We start from the raw sequence: 19,043 nt of genomic DNA, 5'->3' as shown, positions 1-19,043 counted from the left end.
GTCAAAACAGGATGAATCTAGCAGGAAGGGGGCTGAACGTCAATGCCGGGAAGACCAATCATCTCGAAGCAGGGCCAGAGAACCGGGATCTCAGCCTGCGCGTGGCGCGCCAGAAGCTGCACGATGTCGCCGGCAGGCATGGGTCGAGCGAAATAGTAGCCCTGTGCTTCGTCGCACCCGAGCCTCATGAGGTATTCGAGTTCGGTGACCGTTTCGACCCCTTCTGCCAGAACCCGCAAACCGAGGCTGTGCCCGAGGGCAACAACGGCATCTACGATAATCGCCATGTCCGTTCCACTGGAAATGTTCCGGATGAACGATTTGTCGATCTTCAACCGGTCAATGGGGAAATCCATCAAGTAACTCAAGGAGGAGTAACCGGTCCCGAAATCATCGATGGCGATCTGCACCTTGAGATCCTTGAGCCGTGCAAGAAACTGGGCTGTCCCCTGGGGATCGGCCATCAGAACGCTCTCGGTGATCTCCAACTCCAGCAGCGACGCATCAAGCCCCACTTCGCGCAGGGTTCTTTCCACCTGGTCCATGAACCCCGGATGCTGAAATTGACTCCCCGATACGTTGACAGCAATGTTCAGCGCCGGATACCCCGCATCGATCCAGTGCTTTACCTGCCGGCAGGCCGTTTCCAGCACCCAATCGCCAAGGGGACGAATCAGTCCGGTATGTTCGGCAACCGGGATGAAGCGGTCCGGCGAGATCATGCCATGCTCGGGATGGTTCCAGCGAAGCAGCGCCTCCACACCATAGATCCGGCCGGTCTTGATATCGACCTGCGGCTGGTACTGCAGGAACAGTTGGTCGGTGTGGAGGGCCGTCCGCAAACCCGCTTCGAGGTAATTGCGCTCCTGCACCTGGTTATTCATCTCGACGGAGAAGAACTGATAGGTATTGCGCCCCCGCTCCTTGGCCGCGTACATGGCAAGATCGGCGTTCTTCAGCAGCGAGGTGACATCCTTTCCGTCAGCAGGATAACAGACGATGCCGATGCTGGCAGTAGTGAAGATATCGCTCCCCTCCAGATTGAACGGGACCTCCAGCAGTTCGAGCAGCTTTTCCGCGATCCGCGCGGCGTCCTGCGGACCAGTGAGACCGGTACAGAGCAGCACGAACTCATCCCCACCGAATCGCGCCAGGGTATCGCTTTTGCGCACCATGCTCTCGAAGCGGTGGGCAACGAGCCACAAGAGCAGATCCCCGGAAGAATGCCCCCTGGTATCGTTAATGTCCTTGAAGCGATCCAGGTCGAAAAAGAGCAGAGCAAGAATACCCGCTTCCCGGTCCGCCTGGGCCATGGCCTGCTGCAGACGGTCGGTGAAGAGTATCCGGTTGGGCAGGTTGGTCAGCTGGTCATTGTAGGCAAGGTATTTGATCTCGTGTTCTGCCTGTTTACGCAGGCTGATATTGTGGGCAATGCAGATCCGGAAGTTCGTTCTGCCGACGGGATTTTCCATGACCGATACGGACAAGAGCACCGGAATGGCTTCATCGTCACAGGTACGGTAATCTAGTTCCTCCTCCCTGACCGAGCCACCTTCGGCTGCCGCATCGAGCAGCACCCCGCACTGCCGTTCATCCTTGAACAGGGTGGCAAAGGGCATCCCCACGAGTGCACCCCTGTCATATCCCAGCAGTCCGCAGGTGGCATGGTTAACACTATGGATGAGCCCGTTTTCCGCCACGACCACCAGGGAATCGACCATCGAATTGATCACCCTGTCAAGAAAGGCAGTAGTGGAAGTGATCTCCTCTTTCGAGCTGCGCAACTGACCGGCCATGGCATTGAACGACAGCGCCAGGTCACCCAGTTCGTCGCTGGTCTCGACCTGCAGGCGGGTACCCAGATCCCCGTCGGCAATGCAACGCAAGCCCTGATTGAGCCGCCCGACCCGCCGGGAGATCGTTGCGGATATCAGGCCCCCGCTGGTGAGCGCCATGGCAAAGGTCACCACCGCAATCGCGAGGATCGACATCATGGTGAAGGCGATCTCCCTGTTCACCTTCCCCTTGCTCTGCTCAAGCTCCATCATCTCCCAATCCCGCGACTTCTGCACGGCCAGCAGAAACCCGTGTTCGGCAGACTCGAACCGTTCTTTGGCGAGCAACAGTCGGCCCCTGGGAGCCCGGCCCCTCTTCGTTGCGATGAATGCCGCGCTTGCCGCCTTGAGTTCTGCTCCAGCACCCTCCATCTGCCGCAACAACCCCACCTCTCCGGGCACCCGTTCCATGAATCTCCGGCATTCCGCCAGTGCTTTGTCATGGTACAGGTAGCCGGACTCCAGGATTTCCAGTTCTTCTCCCGCCCGACCCTGTATCGCCAGCTCTTCACTGCCGGCATCAAGGAGAAATGCCAGCTCCATGGTCGAGGAAATGATGCGCATGCCGCCGAAACGGAGTTCCTCAAGGGCTCGATTCAGCGGAAGGACCTCGCCGGCTACTTCGCGGAATTCCCGATTGACCTTTTTCAGCCCATTGACGCCAACAAAGCCGACGATTCCCGCAAGAACGGCAATGATCGCGTACCCCAGCAACATTTTATTCAAAATTCTCATAACAGCTTCCTGAATACACGAACCCGGAGAGCACTACCCACTTTGTATGTTAACGGCCAAACAGGGGAAAAACTTAAATGATTTATGGAGTGTTCGCTGCCGGAAGATCGGCAGCCAGAAGGCAACAGCGGGAGAAACGGTCTCTAGGGGATAGGGAGAGAAGGCTAATGGTGGTACGATTCGTTGTTGAGGATGGTGAGGCCCCGGTAGAGTTGCTCCAGGAGGAAGACCCGGACCATCTGGTGGGTAAAGGTCATCGTGGAAAGGGCAATGGTGCGGTGAGCCCGGCTGCGGACGGTCTCATCAACGCCGTAGGCACCGCCTATGGCAAAGACGAGTTCCTGGGTCCCAGCATCACGTTCCCGTCCGAGAAAGGCGGCAAACCCGGCAGAGGTGTACTGCTCCCCCAGTTCGTCCAGGAGAACCAGCCTGGCACCTTTCGGCATGTTTTTCAGGAGACGTTCTGCCTCCCTGGTTCTCATGAGTTCGGGGGGTGCACCCTTTTCCTCGCGCACCTCGCCGATCTCCAAGGGGAGATAGCGCCTGATCCGGCCGGCATATTCATCCCCCCCCTTGCGGACCCATTCCTCCTGGGTCTTGCCGACCCAAAGGACCCTAAGCCTCACGGGTCGCCTTCCCCTCCCACTGGTACTCTTCGGGGATCGGCATCTGCGGGGCTGCATCCCAGAGCCCATCGAGATCGTAGTAGCGCCGGAATTCCTCGATGAAGACATGGACCAGCACGTCACCAAAATCGATGACCACCCATTTCCCCTCTTCCATCCCCTCGACATCCAGGGCCCTGTCGATCGCTTTCATCCCGGTCCGGACCGATTCGGCAATGGCCTGCACCTGCTTGTCGGAAGTACCCGTGGCGATCACCAGATAATCGGCAATACTGGAAAGCCTGGTAATTTCGAGGATCTTTACGGCAAATGCCTTCTTGTCCAGTGCCAGTTCAGCACACTTCATGGCGCGTTCGAGCCCGCCAGGTTTTTGTTTAACGCGCATCAACGTATAACTCCTGTTCAATGATGTACCGCTCCACCGCAGCCGGCACCAGGTAGCGAATGGACCGCCCCTGGCGCACCATCTGACGGATGCGGGTAGAGGAGATGTCGAGCAGACACTCCTTGAGATAGTAGACCGAATAGCCGGAACAATGGGCCAGCCGATGTTCGGCAGGGAAGAAGCTGAATTCTCCGGCCACGGCTGCGGGAACCGCAGTCCCCAGGTCGCCGATCCTTGCACCGGGCCGCTCCAGCACCACGATGTTACAACAGGCAAAGAGCGCCGCATAGTCATGCCAGAGGCCGAACTCCAGAAACGAGTCGCTGCCGATGATGAAGAAGAACTCGTCGTCCGGCTGCGCGGCACGCAACGCCCGGAGGGTGTCGATGGAGTAGGAGGCCCCGGTGCGCTCCCCTTCCATGGCAGACAGGGCAAACGCAGGATTATCGGCAATGGCCAGCCCCACCATGGCAAGGCGTGCGGCAAATGGCAACTCGCCGGTCATCGGCTTGTGTGGGGGTGTCGCAGCCGGTATGAACAGCACCTGTTCCAGGGCGAGCCGGTCCCGCACCACCTCTGCGATGCGGAGGTGCGCCAGATGGATCGGATTGAAAGTTCCCCCGAGGATGCCTATCTTCATACGCTCGTCATTGCCTGTCCGGCACGGCGCCGGCCAGGGCCTGCAGAACCGCCCCTACGGCCGGACCTGGCCGTCGCCATAGACGATGAATTTCGTCGTGGTGAGGTCTTCCAGCCCCATGGGACCGAAGGAATGCAGCTTGGTGGTGGAGATGCCGATCTCGGCTCCGAGCCCGAGCTGGTTACCGTCCGAGAAACGGGTCGAGGCATTGACCAGCACGCAGCTTGAATTCACCTCGCGGATGAACCGCTGGGCATTGGCATAGTCCCTGGTCACGATGGCCTCAGTGTGCAGCGAACCGTAGCGGTTGATATGGTCCATGGCCTGGTCCATGTCATCGACCACCCGGCAGGAAAGAATCAGTTCCAGGTATTCCGCGGCCCAGTCCTCTTCAGTGGCAGGCTGAGCCTGCGAGGCCAGTTCGCAGAAGCGCTCATCGCCGCGAAGCTCCACCCCGAGCCCTGCCAATGTGGCGGCGATGCGCGGGATGAAAGTCTCGGCCGCATCCTGATGGATGAGCAGGGTTTCCAGTGCATTGCAGACACCGGGACGCTGGGTCTTGCCGTTGACGATGATCCGCTCTGCCATGTCGTAATCGGCCGCGGCATCCACGAACAGGTGACAGACCCCCTTGTAATGCTTGATGACCGGTATTTTCGAGTGTTCCACCACGAAGCGGATCAACCCTTCCCCACCACGGGGAATGATCAGGTCGATGGACTCTTCCTGCTTGAGAAGCTCCAGCACCCCCTCCCGTTCCGTAAAAGGGACCACGGCAAGCGCGGCAATGGGGATGCCGGCCTTAGCCATCTCGGCCTGGAGGACGCCGGCAATGGCCAGGTTGGAGTGAATCGCCTCGGAGCCGCCGCGCAGGATCACGCTGTTGCCCGCCTTGAGGCAGAGGGCAGCGGCATCCGCGGTGACGTTGGGACGCGCCTCGTAGATGATGCCGATGACGCCGAGCGGGATACGCATCTTCCCGACCATCAGGTCGTTGGGGCGCTTCCACATCCTGGTCACCTCACCCACCGGGTCGGGAAGGGCAGCCACTTCGCGCAACCCATCCGCCATCCCCTTGATCCGCTTCTCGTCCAGCATCAGACGGTCGAGCATGGCACTGGAAAGCCCCTTCTGCTCCCCCGTTGCCAGGTCCTTGCGGTTTTCGTCTATAAGCACGGGAGTTGCGGCAATGAGGGCATCGGCCATGGCTATGAGCAGTTCGTTCTTGATCCCGGTCGAAAGCCTAGCCATAGCATGAGAGGCCTGGCGGGCATCGCTGGCAAGCTTTTTCACCTGTTCGGCAATGGTCATGGGAACCTCCGTTTATCTCGAAAACGAAATTCTAACCAGAGAGGCACAGTGGACACGGAGCAATCTCTCGACATGATGCTTCACCTTATTGCTAAAACCGGGTCGGGCAGACAGCGACAGGGATCAAGATCGTGGTTGATTTCTCTGTGTACTCCGTGCCTCCGTGTTAATTCGATTTACGATCCTTTGTCACAGCAGCACCAGATTGTCCCGGTGGATCACCTCGTCTCCGTAACGGTAGCCGAGAATCGCTTCGATATCGCCGCTCCTGTGCCCCATGATCCGTTCGAGCTCCCGGCTGGAATAATCGATCAGGCCCCGGCCGAATTCCGCTCCATCCGGGCTGCAGACCCGAACGCAGGCACCGCGCTCGAACTCGCCGTCCACGGTGATGACGCCGGACGGCAGAAGGCTGCGGCCATGTTGACGCAGGACACTACAGGCGCCGTCATCGACCAGGACCCGGCCACGGGGGCGCAGGGTGTAGGCGATCCAGTGCTTGCGGCTGGTCAGGCTCTCGCGCGCGGGGAGAAAGAGTGTCCCGACTTCTTCGCCGGCCAAGGCCCGCGCAAGCGTCGAACCGGCCTTGCCATTGATGATGAGGGTTGCAACGCCGGATTTGCCCGCCTTCTTGGCGGCAGCCAGCTTGGTTGCCATGCCGCCGGTACCGACCGCGGAACCGGCACCGCCGGCGGCACGCTCCATCTCCCTGGTGATGCTCCTGACGAGCGGAACGAGCCGGGCATCGGGGTTACTGCGGGGATCGGCATCGTAGAAACCGTCGATGTCGGTCAGTATGACCAGGAGCTGGGCATCCACCAGATTGGTGACCAGGGCGGAAAGGTTGTCGTTGTCGCCGAATTTGATCTCATCGACCACCACCGTGTCGTTCTCGTTGATGATCGGCACGGCGGAACACTCCAGCAGGGTTTCGATGGTGGCCCGCGCATTCAGAAACCGGGTCCGGTCGGCAAGGTCGGCCTGGGTAAGGAGGAGCTGGGCCGTGGTGAACCCCTGCTCGGCAAAGGCGTCTTCGTAAGCCCGCATCAACCGCGTCTGTCCCACCGCTGCCGCAGCCTGCTTCTGGGGAATCGTGCGAGGCCTGCTGCTCTGAAGGCCGAGGGCACCCCGACCCGCGGCTACGGCTCCGGAGGTCACGATGATCACCTCGCGGCCCTCCCGGAGGAACCGGGCAACCTGCTCGGCAACCCTGGCAATTACCTGCAGATCGAGGCCGTTATCTTCACAGGTCAGGACACGGCTGCCGATCTTGACGACCAGGCGCCTGACCTTGCTGAGGATCTGACTGCGACTGTTCATGTAGACATGACACTCCGGAGGGAAAACTGCAAACAAGAAGGCATCGTACCATGATTGCCGGAACAAGGCAAACCTTGCACCTTGCAAATCTCGGGCATTTCACTAAAATAGAGTCCTGACACCTGCAGGGAAACCGGCAGGGGACAGCAGTGCCATCGGGGCACCACTGACCGGTTGATCACCCCTTCTAACAGACCACGGGAATTCCGCAGCATGTTCGCACTTGCCATATCTTTTACCGGTATCGTCATGGCAGTCCTGTTCCGGGACACCATGCCCGACTCGACGCTGCTCTGGCTCATATTGTTCCTGATCAGCATCTTCATCATGGTCTTTGAGGAGATCCGCCTCTATATGAAGATCCATTCGGAGGTTAAGGAACACCGCATCAGGGAACGGGAGGCCATGGTCGATCTGCTCAAGGAACGACTCGTTTCCGGCGAGAAAAAGGCCATGACCGGAGCGGACGAAGACAAACTGGCCGAACAGATGGTCAGCGAGATCCAGGCGCGCATTGCTGCGAAAAAGCAGCGTTGACGCCACTCCCCTGCTTATGGATGCGGCCAGAGCAGACGTGCAATCTCGTCGAGCAGGGCCGGGACACCCTCACCCGTCACTGCGGAGATCGGCAGAACCATGAGCCCGCGGCTGGCAAAAAGGGCCGTCATCTCCGGCACCCGGGCCTTTACCTCCGGGATATCCACCTTGTTGATCACCACGATCTGGGGCTTGTCGGCCAGTGCCTCGTTGAACAGGCCCAGTTCGCGATTTATGGTATCAAAGTCGTCGACCGGATCGGAATCAGCCAGACGCTGGAGGTCGAGAAGATGGACCAGTACCCTGGTCCGCTCCAGATGCCTCAGGAAACGATGCCCCAGCCCGGCACCCTGATGGGCGCCTTCGATCAGTCCGGGAATGTCGGCAATGACAAAGGAGCGGTAATCCTTGTACTGCACCACCCCCAGGTTGGGAACCAGAGTCGTAAAGGGGTAGTCGGCGATCTTGGGTCGCGCAGCAGAAACCTTGGTGATCAGGGACGATTTACCCACACTCGGCATCCCGAGGAGCCCCACATCGGCCAGAAGCTTCAGTTCGAGCCTGATCCAGCGCTCTTCACCCGGCTCGCCAGGCTGGGCGAAACGCGGTGCCCGATGGGTCGAAGAGCTGAAACGGGCATTCCCCTGGCCGCCGCGCCCCCCCTTGAGAATGACCACCCGCTGGCCGGCCTCGGTCAGGTCTGCCAGCGGCTCACCGCTTTCCACATCCTTGATCACCGTACCGACCGGTACCCGAATCGTCAGGTCCTTGCCCGAAGCGCCGTGACGGTCCTTGCCCATGCCGTGTCTGCCGCGATCGGCCTTCTGGTGCGGCCTCTGCTTCAGATCCAGGAGCGTTGAAAGACCGGCATCGGCCTCGATGATCACGTCGCCGCCCCGCCCGCCGTCACCGCCATCGGGTCCACCAAGGGGAACGAACTTTTCTCGGCGAAACGACACACAACCGGCGCCACCATCACCCGAACGGGCATATATTTTGACTTCGTCGACAAATTGCATGGTGCTGTTACCTGCTCTCAGAAACTGAAGGTATAGAGGGGAGACGCCCGGTTTCACCCAGGACCGGCATGGCCGGCACGACGCATCACCACGAACAAAAAGCCCGGAACTCTCGAGTTCCGGGCTTTCTCGTGTAGATATGCGCTACGCGTCTAGTTGGCCGGGTAGACCGACACCTTTTTTCTGTCCCGTCCCATCCGCTCGTATTTCACGATGCCATCGACAAGGGCGAACAGGGTGTAGTCCTTGCCGCACCCCACGTTGTTACCGGGATGGATCTTGGTGCCACGCTGACGGTAGATGATGTTGCCAGCCCGGACATTTTCGCCGCCGAACTTCTTGCAGCCAAGCCTCTGTCCATCTGAATCGCGGCCGTTCCTGGAACTGCCGACCCCTTTTTTGTGTGCCATCTGTTCTTCCTCCAGCAACCGTATACTGCTTGGACAGAGTATTCTGCACGCAGCCCTGGTCGTTATTCGCTAGGCGTTAATCTTGTCAATCTTGAGAATGGTCCGCATCTGGCGGTGACCATTCAGCTTACGGGAGTTCTTGCGGCGCTTGGATTTGAAGACCAGGATCTTCTTGTCCTTCCCCTGCTCGACAATGGTGCCGACCACGGACGCGCTGGGCACTAACGGTGTTCCGATCTTTACCGTGTCGCCGCCAACCATCAGGACGTCATTGAGCTCGATGGTATCACCCACCGCGCCCTCAAGCTTTTCGACCCTCAGCAGGTCGCCTTCGGAAACTTTATACTGCTTCCCTCCGGTTTTCACAACTGCGTACATATACCTTCACCACCTTTATTGTTTGGATGAGCATCAGACGATATCTCACAAAAGACCAGCATGTCAAGCTTTTTTTCTATTCGACGTCCACCATCACGTCATCGCCGACGACCTGCACCGCGTAGGTCTTGAGCGTATATTCCGGATAGTCGCTGCATGCGCCGGACTGCAGATTGAAGCGGTAGCCGTGGCGGGGGCAGGAGAGGATCGGACCATCCTTGACGATCCCGCCGTTCAGGGGGCTGCCCTGATGGGGGCATTCGTTTTCACAGGCGTAGAGAGCGCCCTTCACGTTGACCAGCAGCACCTGCTGCCCCCCCACCGTCACCACTTTCTTTCCCCAGTTGGGGATTTCCGCTACCTTGCAGGCAAACTGCATGACACCACCTCCCACGGACGGACTCGCTCGCCACCAGGGCAGCCCGTCCCGCGCATCGTCAATTGATAAGGATCTCGAACTGTTCCTGATGGAAACCGGGCTTGGCACGGACCGTGATCCGCTTCTTGAACCTGCGCTCCAGCTCTTCAAGGCCTTTGCGCTCCTCGTCATAGAGCAGGTCCGCCACCTGGGGGTGGACGGTCAGCATCGCCTTGGTCCCCCGGATATCGAGCATCTCCCGCCGCAGTTCCCGGAATATCTCATGGCAGATGGTGGTCTTGGACTTGACGTAGCCGCGCCCCTCGCAGTACGGACACGGCTCGCACATCATCCGCCCCATGCTCTCCCGCACCCGCTTGCGGGTCATCTCCACCAGGCCAAGATCGGAGATCTTCAGGATGTTGGTCTTGGACTTGTCCGACTTCATGGCCTCTTCGAGGGCGGTGAAGACCTTCTCCCGGTTGACCTCTTTCTCCATGTCGATGAAATCGATGATGATAATGCCGCCGATGTTGCGCAACCGCAACTGATAGGCAATCTCTTTCACCGCTTCCAGGTTGGTCTTGAGGATGGTGTCTTCCAGGTTATGCTTGCCGACGAAACGGCCGGTGTTCACGTCGATGGCCGTGAGCGCCTCGGTCTGTTCGATGATGATGTAGCCGCCGCTCTTCAGCCAGACCTTGCGGCCCAAGGCCCTGCTGATCTCCACCTCCAGGCCGAAGTGATCGAAGATCGGCTCTTCTTCGTCATAGAGCTCGATGGAGTATTTCATCTTGGGCATGAAGGTGCTGATGAACTGGACGATCCGGTCGTATTCCGGCTTCGAATCGACCACGATCCGGTCCACCTGCTCGGTCAGGATGTCCCGCACCACCTTCTGTGTCACGTCGAGATCGGAGTGGATCAGGGCCGGAGCGTTCACCTTGTCCTTCTTTTTGGCAACCTCTTCCCAGAGCTTGAGCAGGTACTTCATGTCGGCCATGAGATCGTCTTCGCTCTTCCCCTCGGAAACGGTCCGGACGATAAAGCCGCTGCCAACGGGCTTGATCCGCTCCACGATCCCCTTCAGCCGCTCTCGTTCTTCCTCGTCCTCGATCCTGCGGGAAATGCCGACATGGTCCACCGTTGGAATGTAGACCAGGTGACGGCCGGGCAGGGAGATGTGCGACGTGATCCGCGCACCCTTGGTGCCGATCGGTTCCTTGGAAACCTGCACCAGGAGTTCCTGCCCTTCCTGAAGCAACTCCTCGATGGGGTGCATGGGATGGAGTGGAGTCGAGCCGTCGGCATCACCCGTATCCCGGCTGTCCTCCTTCTTGCCGCCATTCCCCTCCATGAACGATTCATACTCGTCAATGGCGTCGAAAACGTCAGCCACATAGAGAAACGCGGCCTTTTCCAGACCGATGTCCACGAATGCCGCCTGCATCCCCGGCAGCACCCTGACGACCTTCCCCTTGTAGATGTTCCCGACAATGCCCTTCACCTTGCTCCGCTCGATATAGAGCTCGGCAATGGTGCCATTCTCGATGAGGGCAATCCGGGTTTCGTGGGGGGCGGTATTGATTACCAGTTCGTTTGCCATACGTTCTTCCTAATCCAATCCGAGAGAATCGGTAAATATGCAGTCGAGTTTTTCTATCTTGCAGTCAGCCAGCTGCTCCAGGGGGAGCCCGGTAATCGCCGCCACAAACTCGAGCGGCTTTCCCCGGGAGATCACCAGGTCCAACTCCCCGGCAGCGGTCACGACAATCGAGCGGGCCTCATGACGCAGGTCGAACTCGGTGACCTTGCCCCGCTTCTCGCGTCTGTAGGGGAGGGAGTCCAGTGCAAGGAATGCGGCCACCTGCGCATCCAGCCCTTGAGCCAATGCTCCCGGCAGGGTCACCCGATAGCGCACAGCCTTAATGATAACCGACAGTGAGGGGCTGTTCAATGGAATTTCTTCCGCAACAACAACCAGCACGCCGGAGGGGAGCACACTATTGAGACCATCCATGACCTGCTGCGCCGTACAGCCGCCGTTGATGTCGAGATCCATGTATTCGCAGTACGATTCGACGCCGACAGAGAGCGCTGTCGCAAAAGAAAAGCGGGGATGGGGGTGGAATCCCTGGGAAAACCGGATCGGAATGCCGGCCCGGCTGACCGCCCTGGTGAAAAGGTTCAGCATTTCGAGATGGCTGAGAAAGCGCATGGAGCCCCGCTTCTCGAAACGGAGCCTGACCCGCGCATGCCCGCTGTCAGCCATGTCAATAGCCTGGGGAGGAAGTGCAGCCGATATCGTGGCATCTGCAGCATGTTCCACGAGCTGCGGCCTGACCCGGCTGAAATCACAGGCACCACAACCGCTGCAGTCTCCATTGCGGCAGTCCCTGGTGTAAATACCCTGCTGCGACCGCTCCCACTCGGCCTTGAGAAACTCCTTGGTAACACCGTAATCCAGATGATCCCAGGGGAGCAGTTCGTCCGGATCGCGCTGCCGCAGATACCACCCCGGCTCAACCATGCACTCGGCAAAGACCTGCTGCCAGAGGTCACTCCTGAAGTGCTCGCCCCAGCCATCGAACCGGCAGCCCGCGGCATGGGCACGCAGCAGCACCTTGCCAAGGCGGCGATCCCCCCTGGCAAACACCCCTTCCAGGGAAGAGAGGGGAGCATCGTGCCATTTGAAGTTGAGCTTTCCCCGCCGCAATTCCCCCCGCAGCAACTTCTGGCGGGCAAGGATCTCGGACTCGTCGATCTGGGCAGACCATTGAAACGGGGTATGGGACTTGGGGACAAAATTGGAGACGGAAACATTCACCTCGCCACCCCGGCCGGCCCGCTTCCCCTGCACCTTGACCTTCCGTGCCAGATCGACTATGGCCAGCACGTCATCATCGGTCTCTCCGGGCAGACCGATCATGAAGTAGAGCTTGATGAGCCGCCACCCGGCGGCATAGGCGGCATAGGCGTTGTCCAGCAGGTCCTGCTCGCTGATCCCTTTGTTGATAGCCTGCCGCATACGTTCGCTGCCGGCTTCGGGAGCAAGGGTAAACCCTGTTTTACGTACCTTTTTTATCTCATCCACCAGCTCCTGGGTAAGTGTCCCCACCCGAAGCGACGGCAGCGACACCGCGATCCGATCTTCGGCATAGCGGCCCATCAAGGCCTTGAGCAGCGGTTCGATACAGCTGTAATCGCCGGCAGAGAGGGAAAGAAGGGAGATCTCCTCGTAGCCTGACGCACGAAGCGAATCAGCCACGCAGGAGAGCACCCGTTCCGGCGAGCGCTCGCGCACCGGGCGATAGAGGTATCCTGCCTGGCAGAACCGGCACCCGCGGGTGCAGCCGCGGGCTATCTCGATACTCACCCGGTCGTGCACCGTCTTCAAAAAAGGGACGACCGGGGCTACGGGAAAGGGAGCATGTTCCAGATCGGGCAGACAGCGGCGCTGTACCCGTTCGTAGCCGGCCTTTTTCGCCTTGATTCCGCTGACCCTGCCAGAGGGATCATAGGCAATCTCGAAGAGCGAGGGCACATAGACGCCGGGGATTCCGGCCAGGCGATCCAGTATCTGCTCCCGCGACAGACCGGCGCGGCGCCCCTCCCTGACGGCAACGACCAGCTCGATGACAACCTCTTCCCCGTCTCCCAGCACGAATGCATCGAAAAAATCAGCCAACGGTTCGGGATTGGCCGCGCAAGGTCCACCCCCTATAACCAGCGGGTCACGCTCGGTGCGATCGGCAGCACAAAGAGGTATGCCGGCCAGGTCCAGCATGTTCAGGATATTGGTATAGGAAAGCTCGTACTGGAGCGTGAACCCGACAATCTGAACATCGGCCAGCGATCTGGCCGTCTCCAGGGTCACCAGCGGCAGCCCTTCCCGGCGAAGCAGCTCTTCCATATCCGGCCAGGGCGCATAGACACGCTCCGCCGCGACCCATGGCAATGCATTGAGTATGGCGTAGAGTATCTTGAGCCCCAGATGACTCATCCCCACCTCGTACACGTCGGGGAATGCCAGGGCAATGCGCAGCTCGGCATCGGGCTTTATCACTGCGCCCATCTCATGCCCCATGTAACGGGCGGGTTTTTCGACTCCCAGCAGATGCTCCTGCACAGATCCTCCAGAAAAAAGGTCACGGCTTCCAGGCCATGACCGGCATGGATACTAACAGATGGGAGCATACCGTGGCAAGAAGATTGCCGGTTCGGGACAGTTGGGCCGGCATGGCCCCACTCCGGGCATATCTACCGCAAATGAGGCAGGCAATTGCCGATTTAGGGTAGAGTCAATGGCCACTCATTCCATTAACGTCTTATTTCATTCAGTTTTCCGACATGTTAGGAATTTTAGCACTATTGGCATGCTGGCTGCATTTGGGATGATATCAATTCATTCTGTAAAAGGAGAAACACAATGAAAAAAGTTCTTTCCACTGTTCTCGCCGCCCTCGTAGCAGTAGCTTTCGCTGGTACCTGCTTCGCCACCGAAGCCAAGAAAGAAGCCGCTCCGGCTGCTGCCGCTCCGGCTGCTGCTGCTCCGGCTGCTGAGAAGAAAGAAGTAAAGAAAGCCAAGAAAGTGAAGAAAGCCAAGAAAGCCAAAAAAGAAATGAAAAAAGAAGAAGCTGCTGCTCCGGCTGCTGCTCCGGCCGCGAAGTAATATCTTCACCGGTTGAAACGAAAAGAGCCGCATCTCACGATGCGGCTCTTTTTTTTAATTTCCGCCCTTTCCGTCTCGGGTCATCACTCCTTCTGCCAGACATAGGCAGGGTCGAAATAGGGGTCATAAAAACCGGGATACGGGACGAAAAAGGTCAGGACCTCTCCCAGTCCCGATGCGGTACGGACAAGCGTCATCACGACCCCCTTGACCGGCCCGACGATGAGACCCTTTGCCCAGCCATCCTGCTTTGTCGTATAGTAAATCTGCTTAGGGAGCTCCCCCCAGCCGGTGGTGACGTTGGCTACCCCTCGCGCCAGCTTGGTTCCCATCCCGTCGGCGATCTCCTGGGGTGTTGAACTATCCACGTCCTTGTAGCGGTCGGCCTGTGCCAGCACAGGGGTGAACAGCAGTGCCGCAAGCAGCATCGCAACCTGAATCCGAAGTCCTTTCCCCGGCATCAGCTTACTCAGTCTTCGAAGTCTTCTGTTCACTATGCTTATCCTCCCAGCCCTGCCAGACATATTCCGGTTCGACCATCGGATCATAGTACCCCGGTTGCGGAACCATGAAGAAGATCGCTTCAACACTACCGACAACTCCCCGGTACAGAGTCATTCCGAGCCCCTTGAGGGGACCGATGACATACCCCACCGCCCCCCGGTCGCGGACGGTGATATAGGTCTGCTTGGGGAGTTCGGCAACGCTGGTGAAGACATTGGTCACTCCCCGTCCCAGCTTAAATGCCATCTTTTCAACCACGGCTTCCGGAGGCTGGGATTCCTGGGCAACTGCAGGCACGGTGCAGACAAGGCAGAATAAGAGCGGAAGCAGTGCAGCAAAAATGCGCATGGGTTCTCCTTTCACGAGCAAACGAAGTGCATTCTGAATCTATGTACCACAAAGCATACCCCCCCGCAACTGTCGCTGCCGCAAGATATAAAAAAAGGCGCGTCCGGATGGCGCGCCTTTTTCACTAAACAGCGTATCGGCTTACTTGCCGTGCTTGGCCAGGTAACTGGCAACCCCCTCGGCTGTCGGTTTCATGGCATCGTCGCCTTCTCTCCAGTTTGCAGGACAGACCTGGTCCCCATGGGTTTCGACGAACTGAAGCGCGTCGAGCATCCTGAGCGCCTCGTCGACGCTACGTCCCAAGGGGAGGTCATTGATGATGGAGTGGCGGATGACCCCCTTGGTGTCGATGAGGAAAAGTCCGCGCAGGGCGACCGCTTCATTGAAGAGGATGCCGTAGGAACGTGAGATGTTCTTGTTCAGGTCGGCAACCAGCGGATACTGGATATTGCCGATGCCGCCATTCTCCACCGTCGTGTTCTTCCAGGCAAAATGGGTAAACTTCGAATCCACCGAAACGCCGACCACTTCGCAGTTCTTGCTGCGGAATGCCTCGATCCGCTTGTCAAAGGCAATGATCTCCGACGGGCAGACAAAGGTAAAGTCCAGGGGGTAGAAAAAGAGGATGACATACTTGCCCCGAAACGACGACAGGGTAATCTGGCCGAAGCTGTTATCAGGCATGATCGCATCGGCGGTGAAATCAGGGGCCTGCTGCGTAACGAGAGTGCTGACACACATGCTGTTGTCACTCATAGGTATTCTCCTTTGGCGATAAAGTTGATCGTAACGGAGAAACCATAACAGCCGGCCGATTGCTTGTCAATACAAAAAAGATAAAAATTATCTTTTTTGTCTGCTAGCCAATATCTCCTTTGATTTCGCCCTGTATGCCGATGGTTACCTCGCGGAACGGGATGGTTCTGCCGCTGGCTGCCAGGGCCTGCCGGGCAGCCATGACGATACCGCCGCAGCATGGCACCTCCATCCGCACCACGGTAATGCTCTTGATGCTGCCCGTACCGAACAGTTCAGTCAGCTTGTCGAGATAGGCGCGATTGTCGTCCAGTTTCGGGCAACCCACGACAACCGCCTTGCCGCGGAGAAAATCCTGGTGGAAATTCGGGTAGGCAAAGGGGACGCAATCCGCGGCAATGAGAAGGTCGGCATCCTGCAGATACGGAGCGGTCACCGGCACAAGATGCAGTTGAACAGGCCACTGCTGCAGCTGACTCGGCTGGCGGCCGGCCTCGCCGACCTCGGGCACCTGCGCCGGGGCCATATGCATGACCCTGGAGCCGGGGCATCCCCCTCCGGCAGCATGCGGTGCTGCAACAGGAACGGGCTGGACCGGGGCATGATGAACACGGCCGCTTGCCTGCAGATGTTCCTCTACCGCCGATTCATCGAACGCATCCGCATCCCGTTCGATGATCCGGATGGCATCCTGGGGGCACTCACCGAGACAGGCTCCCAGCCCATCACAGAGGTTGTCGGCAGAGAGGACCGCCTTGCCGTTTTCCATCCTGATGGCCCCCTCCGCGCATGCCGGCACACAGATGCCGCAGCCGTTACACTTCTCCTGATCAATCTGTACAATCTTTCGCTTCATCGTTCAATCTCCGTTGGCTTTACTGTCATCAATTCAGAAGAGGTAGTGCCAGAGGTAATCCAGCCGTCCTTTCAGGATCATCCGTTTCCCGGAATATGCCATGATCTTTCTGATCTCGGCCCGGTATTCCTTGCTGTAACAGTGGATATGACATTTCTTGCAGGAGGGCTTGGGATCGAGCGGACATCTGCTCCGCTTCTGGATGCCATGCGTCACCAAGGCGGCACACTCCGGGCAGAGAAGAACTGTGCCAGAAAAGCGCTTGCGCAGTTCTTCCGGCAGGGCAACCTCCTGCTGTGGGCTCTGGCAGTGATGGGCATGGCAATAAAGCCGGACAAACGCCACCAAGACCTTCAGGTCCCGAACCTGATCTGCCGTAAAAGATCTCTCCATGGATGCAAGCCTATCTGAAACCGTTGCCGTGCCCCATGACATAGGTCAAGAAAGCGGCATATTTCTCCGTTACCACCTGACCGTTGTCCTGATGTTGTCCGGGGTGAGGTTCTGCGCGATACGCCACCCCTTTTTGCCCACCAGGACCGGCTCCAGCCTTACGGCAATGTAGCCGACGATGTTCATCCCCTCCGGGAGGTCGGGCGCTATCTGCACGATGCGGAAGCCAACCAGGTCTCCGGGACTGGGGAAGGTGGTGGCTTCCTTCAGGGTACAGCCCCAGTGTTCGCGGCCTCCCCCTTTTGCCGCAAGCAACAGGCGAAACCAGCGTTCACCTTCGGGGCCGATCTCCCCTTCCTCTTCCACCAGGGCAGGGATCACCGCCTCAAGCAGAATGGCATTGTCCAGTTCCTCGCAGGCATAGGCAAAGGCTTCGCGGTTGCCGGCAAAGACCCGCGGCTCATTGCTCATTTTTCGTTTGAACCATTCGAACATGGTCTGATCCCCCGATCTTTCCAGAAACAGCTGTTTCGAGACAGTATACCCCGTTGTCTCTGTTTTGCTTTTATTGATGGGTATGTTATGGTGAGACATCATGCAACCACGCGTCATACCGAGACAGGAACATGGCATCTCCCGCAAACAGTTGAGCCCCAATGCCCTGCGGATTCTCTACCGGCTCAGGGACAACGGCTTCATTGCCTACCTGGTAGGCGGCTGCGTCAGGGATCTTCTGCTGGGAAGGACCCCCAAAGACTTTGACATCGCCACCAACGCCACCCCCGGCCAGATCAAACGGCTCTTCCGCAATTGCCGGCTGGTTGGCAGACGCTTCCGGCTTGCCCACCTCCACTTTCAGGACGAAATTATCGAAGTGGCAACGTTCCGGGCCGCCGCCCCCAGCGAAGATCCGGATGACGACGGAGCCAATCCGGATGACCCGGCACGGCCCAACCGCCCTCCCCGCCATCTCAAGGACGATGACGGCATGGTGCTCAGGGACAATGTCTTCGGAACCCCTGAAGAGGATGCATTGCGCAGGGATTTTACCATCAATGCCCTGGCCTATAACATTGCCGATTTCACGATAATCGACTACGCCAGTGGCCTGCCCGACCTGCAGCAGAAACTCATCCGCCCTATTGGCGACCCCTTGGCCCGCTTCACCGAAGACCCGGTACGGATGCTGCGGGCAATCCGCTTTGCCGCATCCCTTGAGTTTGCCATCGAACCGACAACCTGGAAGGTACTTCGATCACTCTCCACAACCATAACCCGTGCCGCTCCGGCACGGCTCTACGATGAGATGCTCAAGCTGTTCCTGCTCGGCTCATCGCGCAAAACCTGTGAACTGCTTGATGAAAGTGGCCTGCTCCAGGCACTCTGCCCCCAATATTGCTGCTGGCTTGCAACTGAAGAAACCGATGTCCGCAAGGCCCAGATGCTTGCCATTCTTGAAGGCCTGGACAGGATGGTGCACGGGGGGAAATCGCCGTCCCCACCGTTTTTCTTGTCGGCCTTTTTTGGTCAATACCTCGAAGAGAACTCTTTGTCCACCCATCTGGAGGGCCTTCCACGTCAGCAGGCCCTGGATGCCGCATGCGCCGGGCTTTTGGAAGACCTGGCACGAACCATCCGCATCCCTGTCCGTATCGGCAGTCAGGTCCGTGCCATTCACTCCATTCAGCATACCCTGCACAAGGTCCCGCCTCGCAAACCCCACACCCTGGCATCTCGATCAGAGTTCAGCGACGGCATCGCCTATCTTCGCCTCAATGCCGATGCTACGGGGAAAAATCAGAACGCCCGTTCCTGGTGGGATGATTTCCTTGCCGGAAAAGAACTCCTTCTGATCGAACATGAGGAGACCGGACAAAATCCCGCTCCAAAAAGGAAGAGGAAACGGCGGCGAAACAGAAAACGGCGTCCCGCCGACGCAATCGACTGAAGGATCGTTGAA

Annotated in this window: 21 protein-coding genes; 3 read left to right on the top strand and 18 right to left on the bottom strand. The window is 58.6% G+C overall.

Features of this window, described 5'->3' with window-relative positions; all coding sequences use genetic code 11:
- Positions 1-17 precede the first annotated feature (17 nt).
- The 6 genes from GJT30_12835 to proB all read right to left on the bottom strand — a co-directional run bounded on the left by GJT30_12835 (position 18) and on the right by proB (position 6,852).
- The gene (locus GJT30_12835) at positions 18-2,570 is read right to left on the bottom strand and encodes an EAL domain-containing protein (protein ID MSM40494.1); all 2,553 of its coding nucleotides are present in this window, start codon (positions 2,568-2,570) and stop codon (positions 18-20) included.
- Between the two features lie 164 nt (positions 2,571-2,734).
- A complete protein-coding gene (locus tag GJT30_12830) occupies positions 2,735-3,196 on the bottom strand; it encodes a ribosomal RNA large subunit methyltransferase H (GenBank protein ID MSM40493.1) in 462 nt (153 codons plus the stop codon).
- Entirely contained in the window at positions 3,186-3,581 is a 396-nt protein-coding gene (gene rsfS, locus GJT30_12825; protein ID MSM40492.1) for a ribosome silencing factor, read from the bottom strand. Before rsfS ends, GJT30_12830 begins: the two co-directional genes overlap by 11 nt.
- Positions 3,571-4,221, bottom strand: a complete 651-nt coding sequence (gene nadD / locus GJT30_12820) for a nicotinate (nicotinamide) nucleotide adenylyltransferase (protein ID MSM40491.1) — start codon at positions 4,219-4,221, stop codon at positions 3,571-3,573. Before nadD ends, rsfS begins: the two co-directional genes overlap by 11 nt.
- A gap of 54 nt (positions 4,222-4,275) precedes the next feature.
- Positions 4,276-5,532: a glutamate-5-semialdehyde dehydrogenase gene (locus GJT30_12815; protein ID MSM40490.1), complete on the bottom strand. Its 1,257-nt coding sequence runs from the start codon at positions 5,530-5,532 to the stop codon at positions 4,276-4,278.
- A gap of 189 nt (positions 5,533-5,721) precedes the next feature.
- Positions 5,722-6,852 carry a glutamate 5-kinase gene (gene proB, locus GJT30_12810; protein ID MSM40489.1) on the bottom strand — a complete coding sequence of 377 codons (1,131 nt, stop codon included), beginning with the start codon at positions 6,850-6,852 and terminating at the stop codon, positions 5,722-5,724.
- A gap of 213 nt (positions 6,853-7,065) precedes the next feature.
- Between proB and GJT30_12805 the strand changes: the two genes are divergently transcribed.
- Positions 7,066-7,389 carry a hypothetical protein gene (locus GJT30_12805; protein MSM40488.1) on the top strand — a complete coding sequence of 108 codons (324 nt, stop codon included), beginning with the start codon at positions 7,066-7,068 and terminating at the stop codon, positions 7,387-7,389.
- Between the two features lie 14 nt (positions 7,390-7,403).
- On the opposite strand, the gene obgE is transcribed toward GJT30_12805, so the two are convergent.
- The 6 genes from obgE to GJT30_12775 all read right to left on the bottom strand — a co-directional run bounded on the left by obgE (position 7,404) and on the right by GJT30_12775 (position 13,641).
- Entirely contained in the window at positions 7,404-8,408 is a 1,005-nt protein-coding gene (gene obgE / locus GJT30_12800) for a GTPase ObgE (protein MSM40487.1), read from the bottom strand.
- A gap of 152 nt (positions 8,409-8,560) precedes the next feature.
- The gene (gene rpmA, locus GJT30_12795) at positions 8,561-8,818 is read right to left on the bottom strand and encodes a 50S ribosomal protein L27 (protein MSM40486.1); all 258 of its coding nucleotides are present in this window, start codon (positions 8,816-8,818) and stop codon (positions 8,561-8,563) included.
- 69 nt (positions 8,819-8,887) lie between these two features.
- Complete coding sequence (gene rplU / locus GJT30_12790; GenBank protein ID MSM40485.1) at positions 8,888-9,196, bottom strand: 50S ribosomal protein L21; 309 nt, start codon at positions 9,194-9,196, stop codon at positions 8,888-8,890.
- Positions 9,197-9,272: 76 nt separating this feature from the next.
- Positions 9,273-9,575: a Rieske 2Fe-2S domain-containing protein gene (locus GJT30_12785; protein ID MSM40484.1), complete on the bottom strand. Its 303-nt coding sequence runs from the start codon at positions 9,573-9,575 to the stop codon at positions 9,273-9,275.
- A 58-nt stretch (positions 9,576-9,633) separates the two neighbouring features.
- Positions 9,634-11,160: an Rne/Rng family ribonuclease gene (locus GJT30_12780; protein ID MSM40483.1), complete on the bottom strand. Its 1,527-nt coding sequence runs from the start codon at positions 11,158-11,160 to the stop codon at positions 9,634-9,636.
- A 9-nt stretch (positions 11,161-11,169) separates the two neighbouring features.
- Positions 11,170-13,641, bottom strand: a complete 2,472-nt coding sequence (locus GJT30_12775; GenBank protein MSM40482.1) for a TIGR03960 family B12-binding radical SAM protein — start codon at positions 13,639-13,641, stop codon at positions 11,170-11,172.
- Between the two features lie 342 nt (positions 13,642-13,983).
- Between GJT30_12775 and GJT30_12770 the strand changes: the two genes are divergently transcribed.
- Positions 13,984-14,226: a hypothetical protein gene (locus tag GJT30_12770; GenBank protein ID MSM40481.1), complete on the top strand. Its 243-nt coding sequence runs from the start codon at positions 13,984-13,986 to the stop codon at positions 14,224-14,226.
- Positions 14,227-14,309: 83 nt separating this feature from the next.
- Here GJT30_12770 and GJT30_12765 read toward each other — a convergent pair whose 3' ends face one another.
- The 6 genes from GJT30_12765 to GJT30_12740 form a co-directional block, all read right to left on the bottom strand.
- Positions 14,310-14,687: an exosortase system-associated protein, TIGR04073 family gene (locus GJT30_12765; GenBank protein ID MSM40480.1), complete on the bottom strand. Its 378-nt coding sequence runs from the start codon at positions 14,685-14,687 to the stop codon at positions 14,310-14,312.
- 4 nt (positions 14,688-14,691) lie between these two features.
- The gene (locus tag GJT30_12760; GenBank protein MSM40479.1) at positions 14,692-15,078 is read right to left on the bottom strand and encodes an exosortase system-associated protein, TIGR04073 family; all 387 of its coding nucleotides are present in this window, start codon (positions 15,076-15,078) and stop codon (positions 14,692-14,694) included.
- A gap of 141 nt (positions 15,079-15,219) precedes the next feature.
- Positions 15,220-15,819, bottom strand: coding sequence for a redoxin domain-containing protein (locus tag GJT30_12755; GenBank protein MSM40478.1), 600 nt, complete (start codon positions 15,817-15,819; stop codon positions 15,220-15,222).
- 118 nt (positions 15,820-15,937) lie between these two features.
- Positions 15,938-16,690 carry a 4Fe-4S ferredoxin gene (locus GJT30_12750; protein MSM40477.1) on the bottom strand — a complete coding sequence of 251 codons (753 nt, stop codon included), beginning with the start codon at positions 16,688-16,690 and terminating at the stop codon, positions 15,938-15,940.
- Between the two features lie 33 nt (positions 16,691-16,723).
- The gene (locus GJT30_12745) at positions 16,724-17,083 is read right to left on the bottom strand and encodes a nitrous oxide-stimulated promoter family protein (GenBank protein ID MSM40476.1); all 360 of its coding nucleotides are present in this window, start codon (positions 17,081-17,083) and stop codon (positions 16,724-16,726) included.
- Positions 17,084-17,152: 69 nt separating this feature from the next.
- Positions 17,153-17,578 (bottom strand): hypothetical protein, encoded by a 426-nt coding sequence (locus GJT30_12740; protein MSM40475.1) that lies wholly within the window; start codon positions 17,576-17,578, stop codon positions 17,153-17,155.
- A 100-nt stretch (positions 17,579-17,678) separates the two neighbouring features.
- On the opposite strand from GJT30_12740, the gene pcnB reads away from it, so the two are divergent.
- Entirely contained in the window at positions 17,679-19,031 is a 1,353-nt protein-coding gene (gene pcnB / locus GJT30_12735; protein MSM40474.1) for a polynucleotide adenylyltransferase PcnB, read from the top strand.
- Positions 19,032-19,043 lie beyond the last annotated feature (12 nt).

This window comes from Geobacter sp., from assembly GCA_009684525.1.
Classification (GTDB): Bacteria; Desulfobacterota; Desulfuromonadia; order Geobacterales; family DSM-12255; genus Geoanaerobacter.
This window is presented reverse-complemented; position numbering and strand designations above follow the sequence as displayed.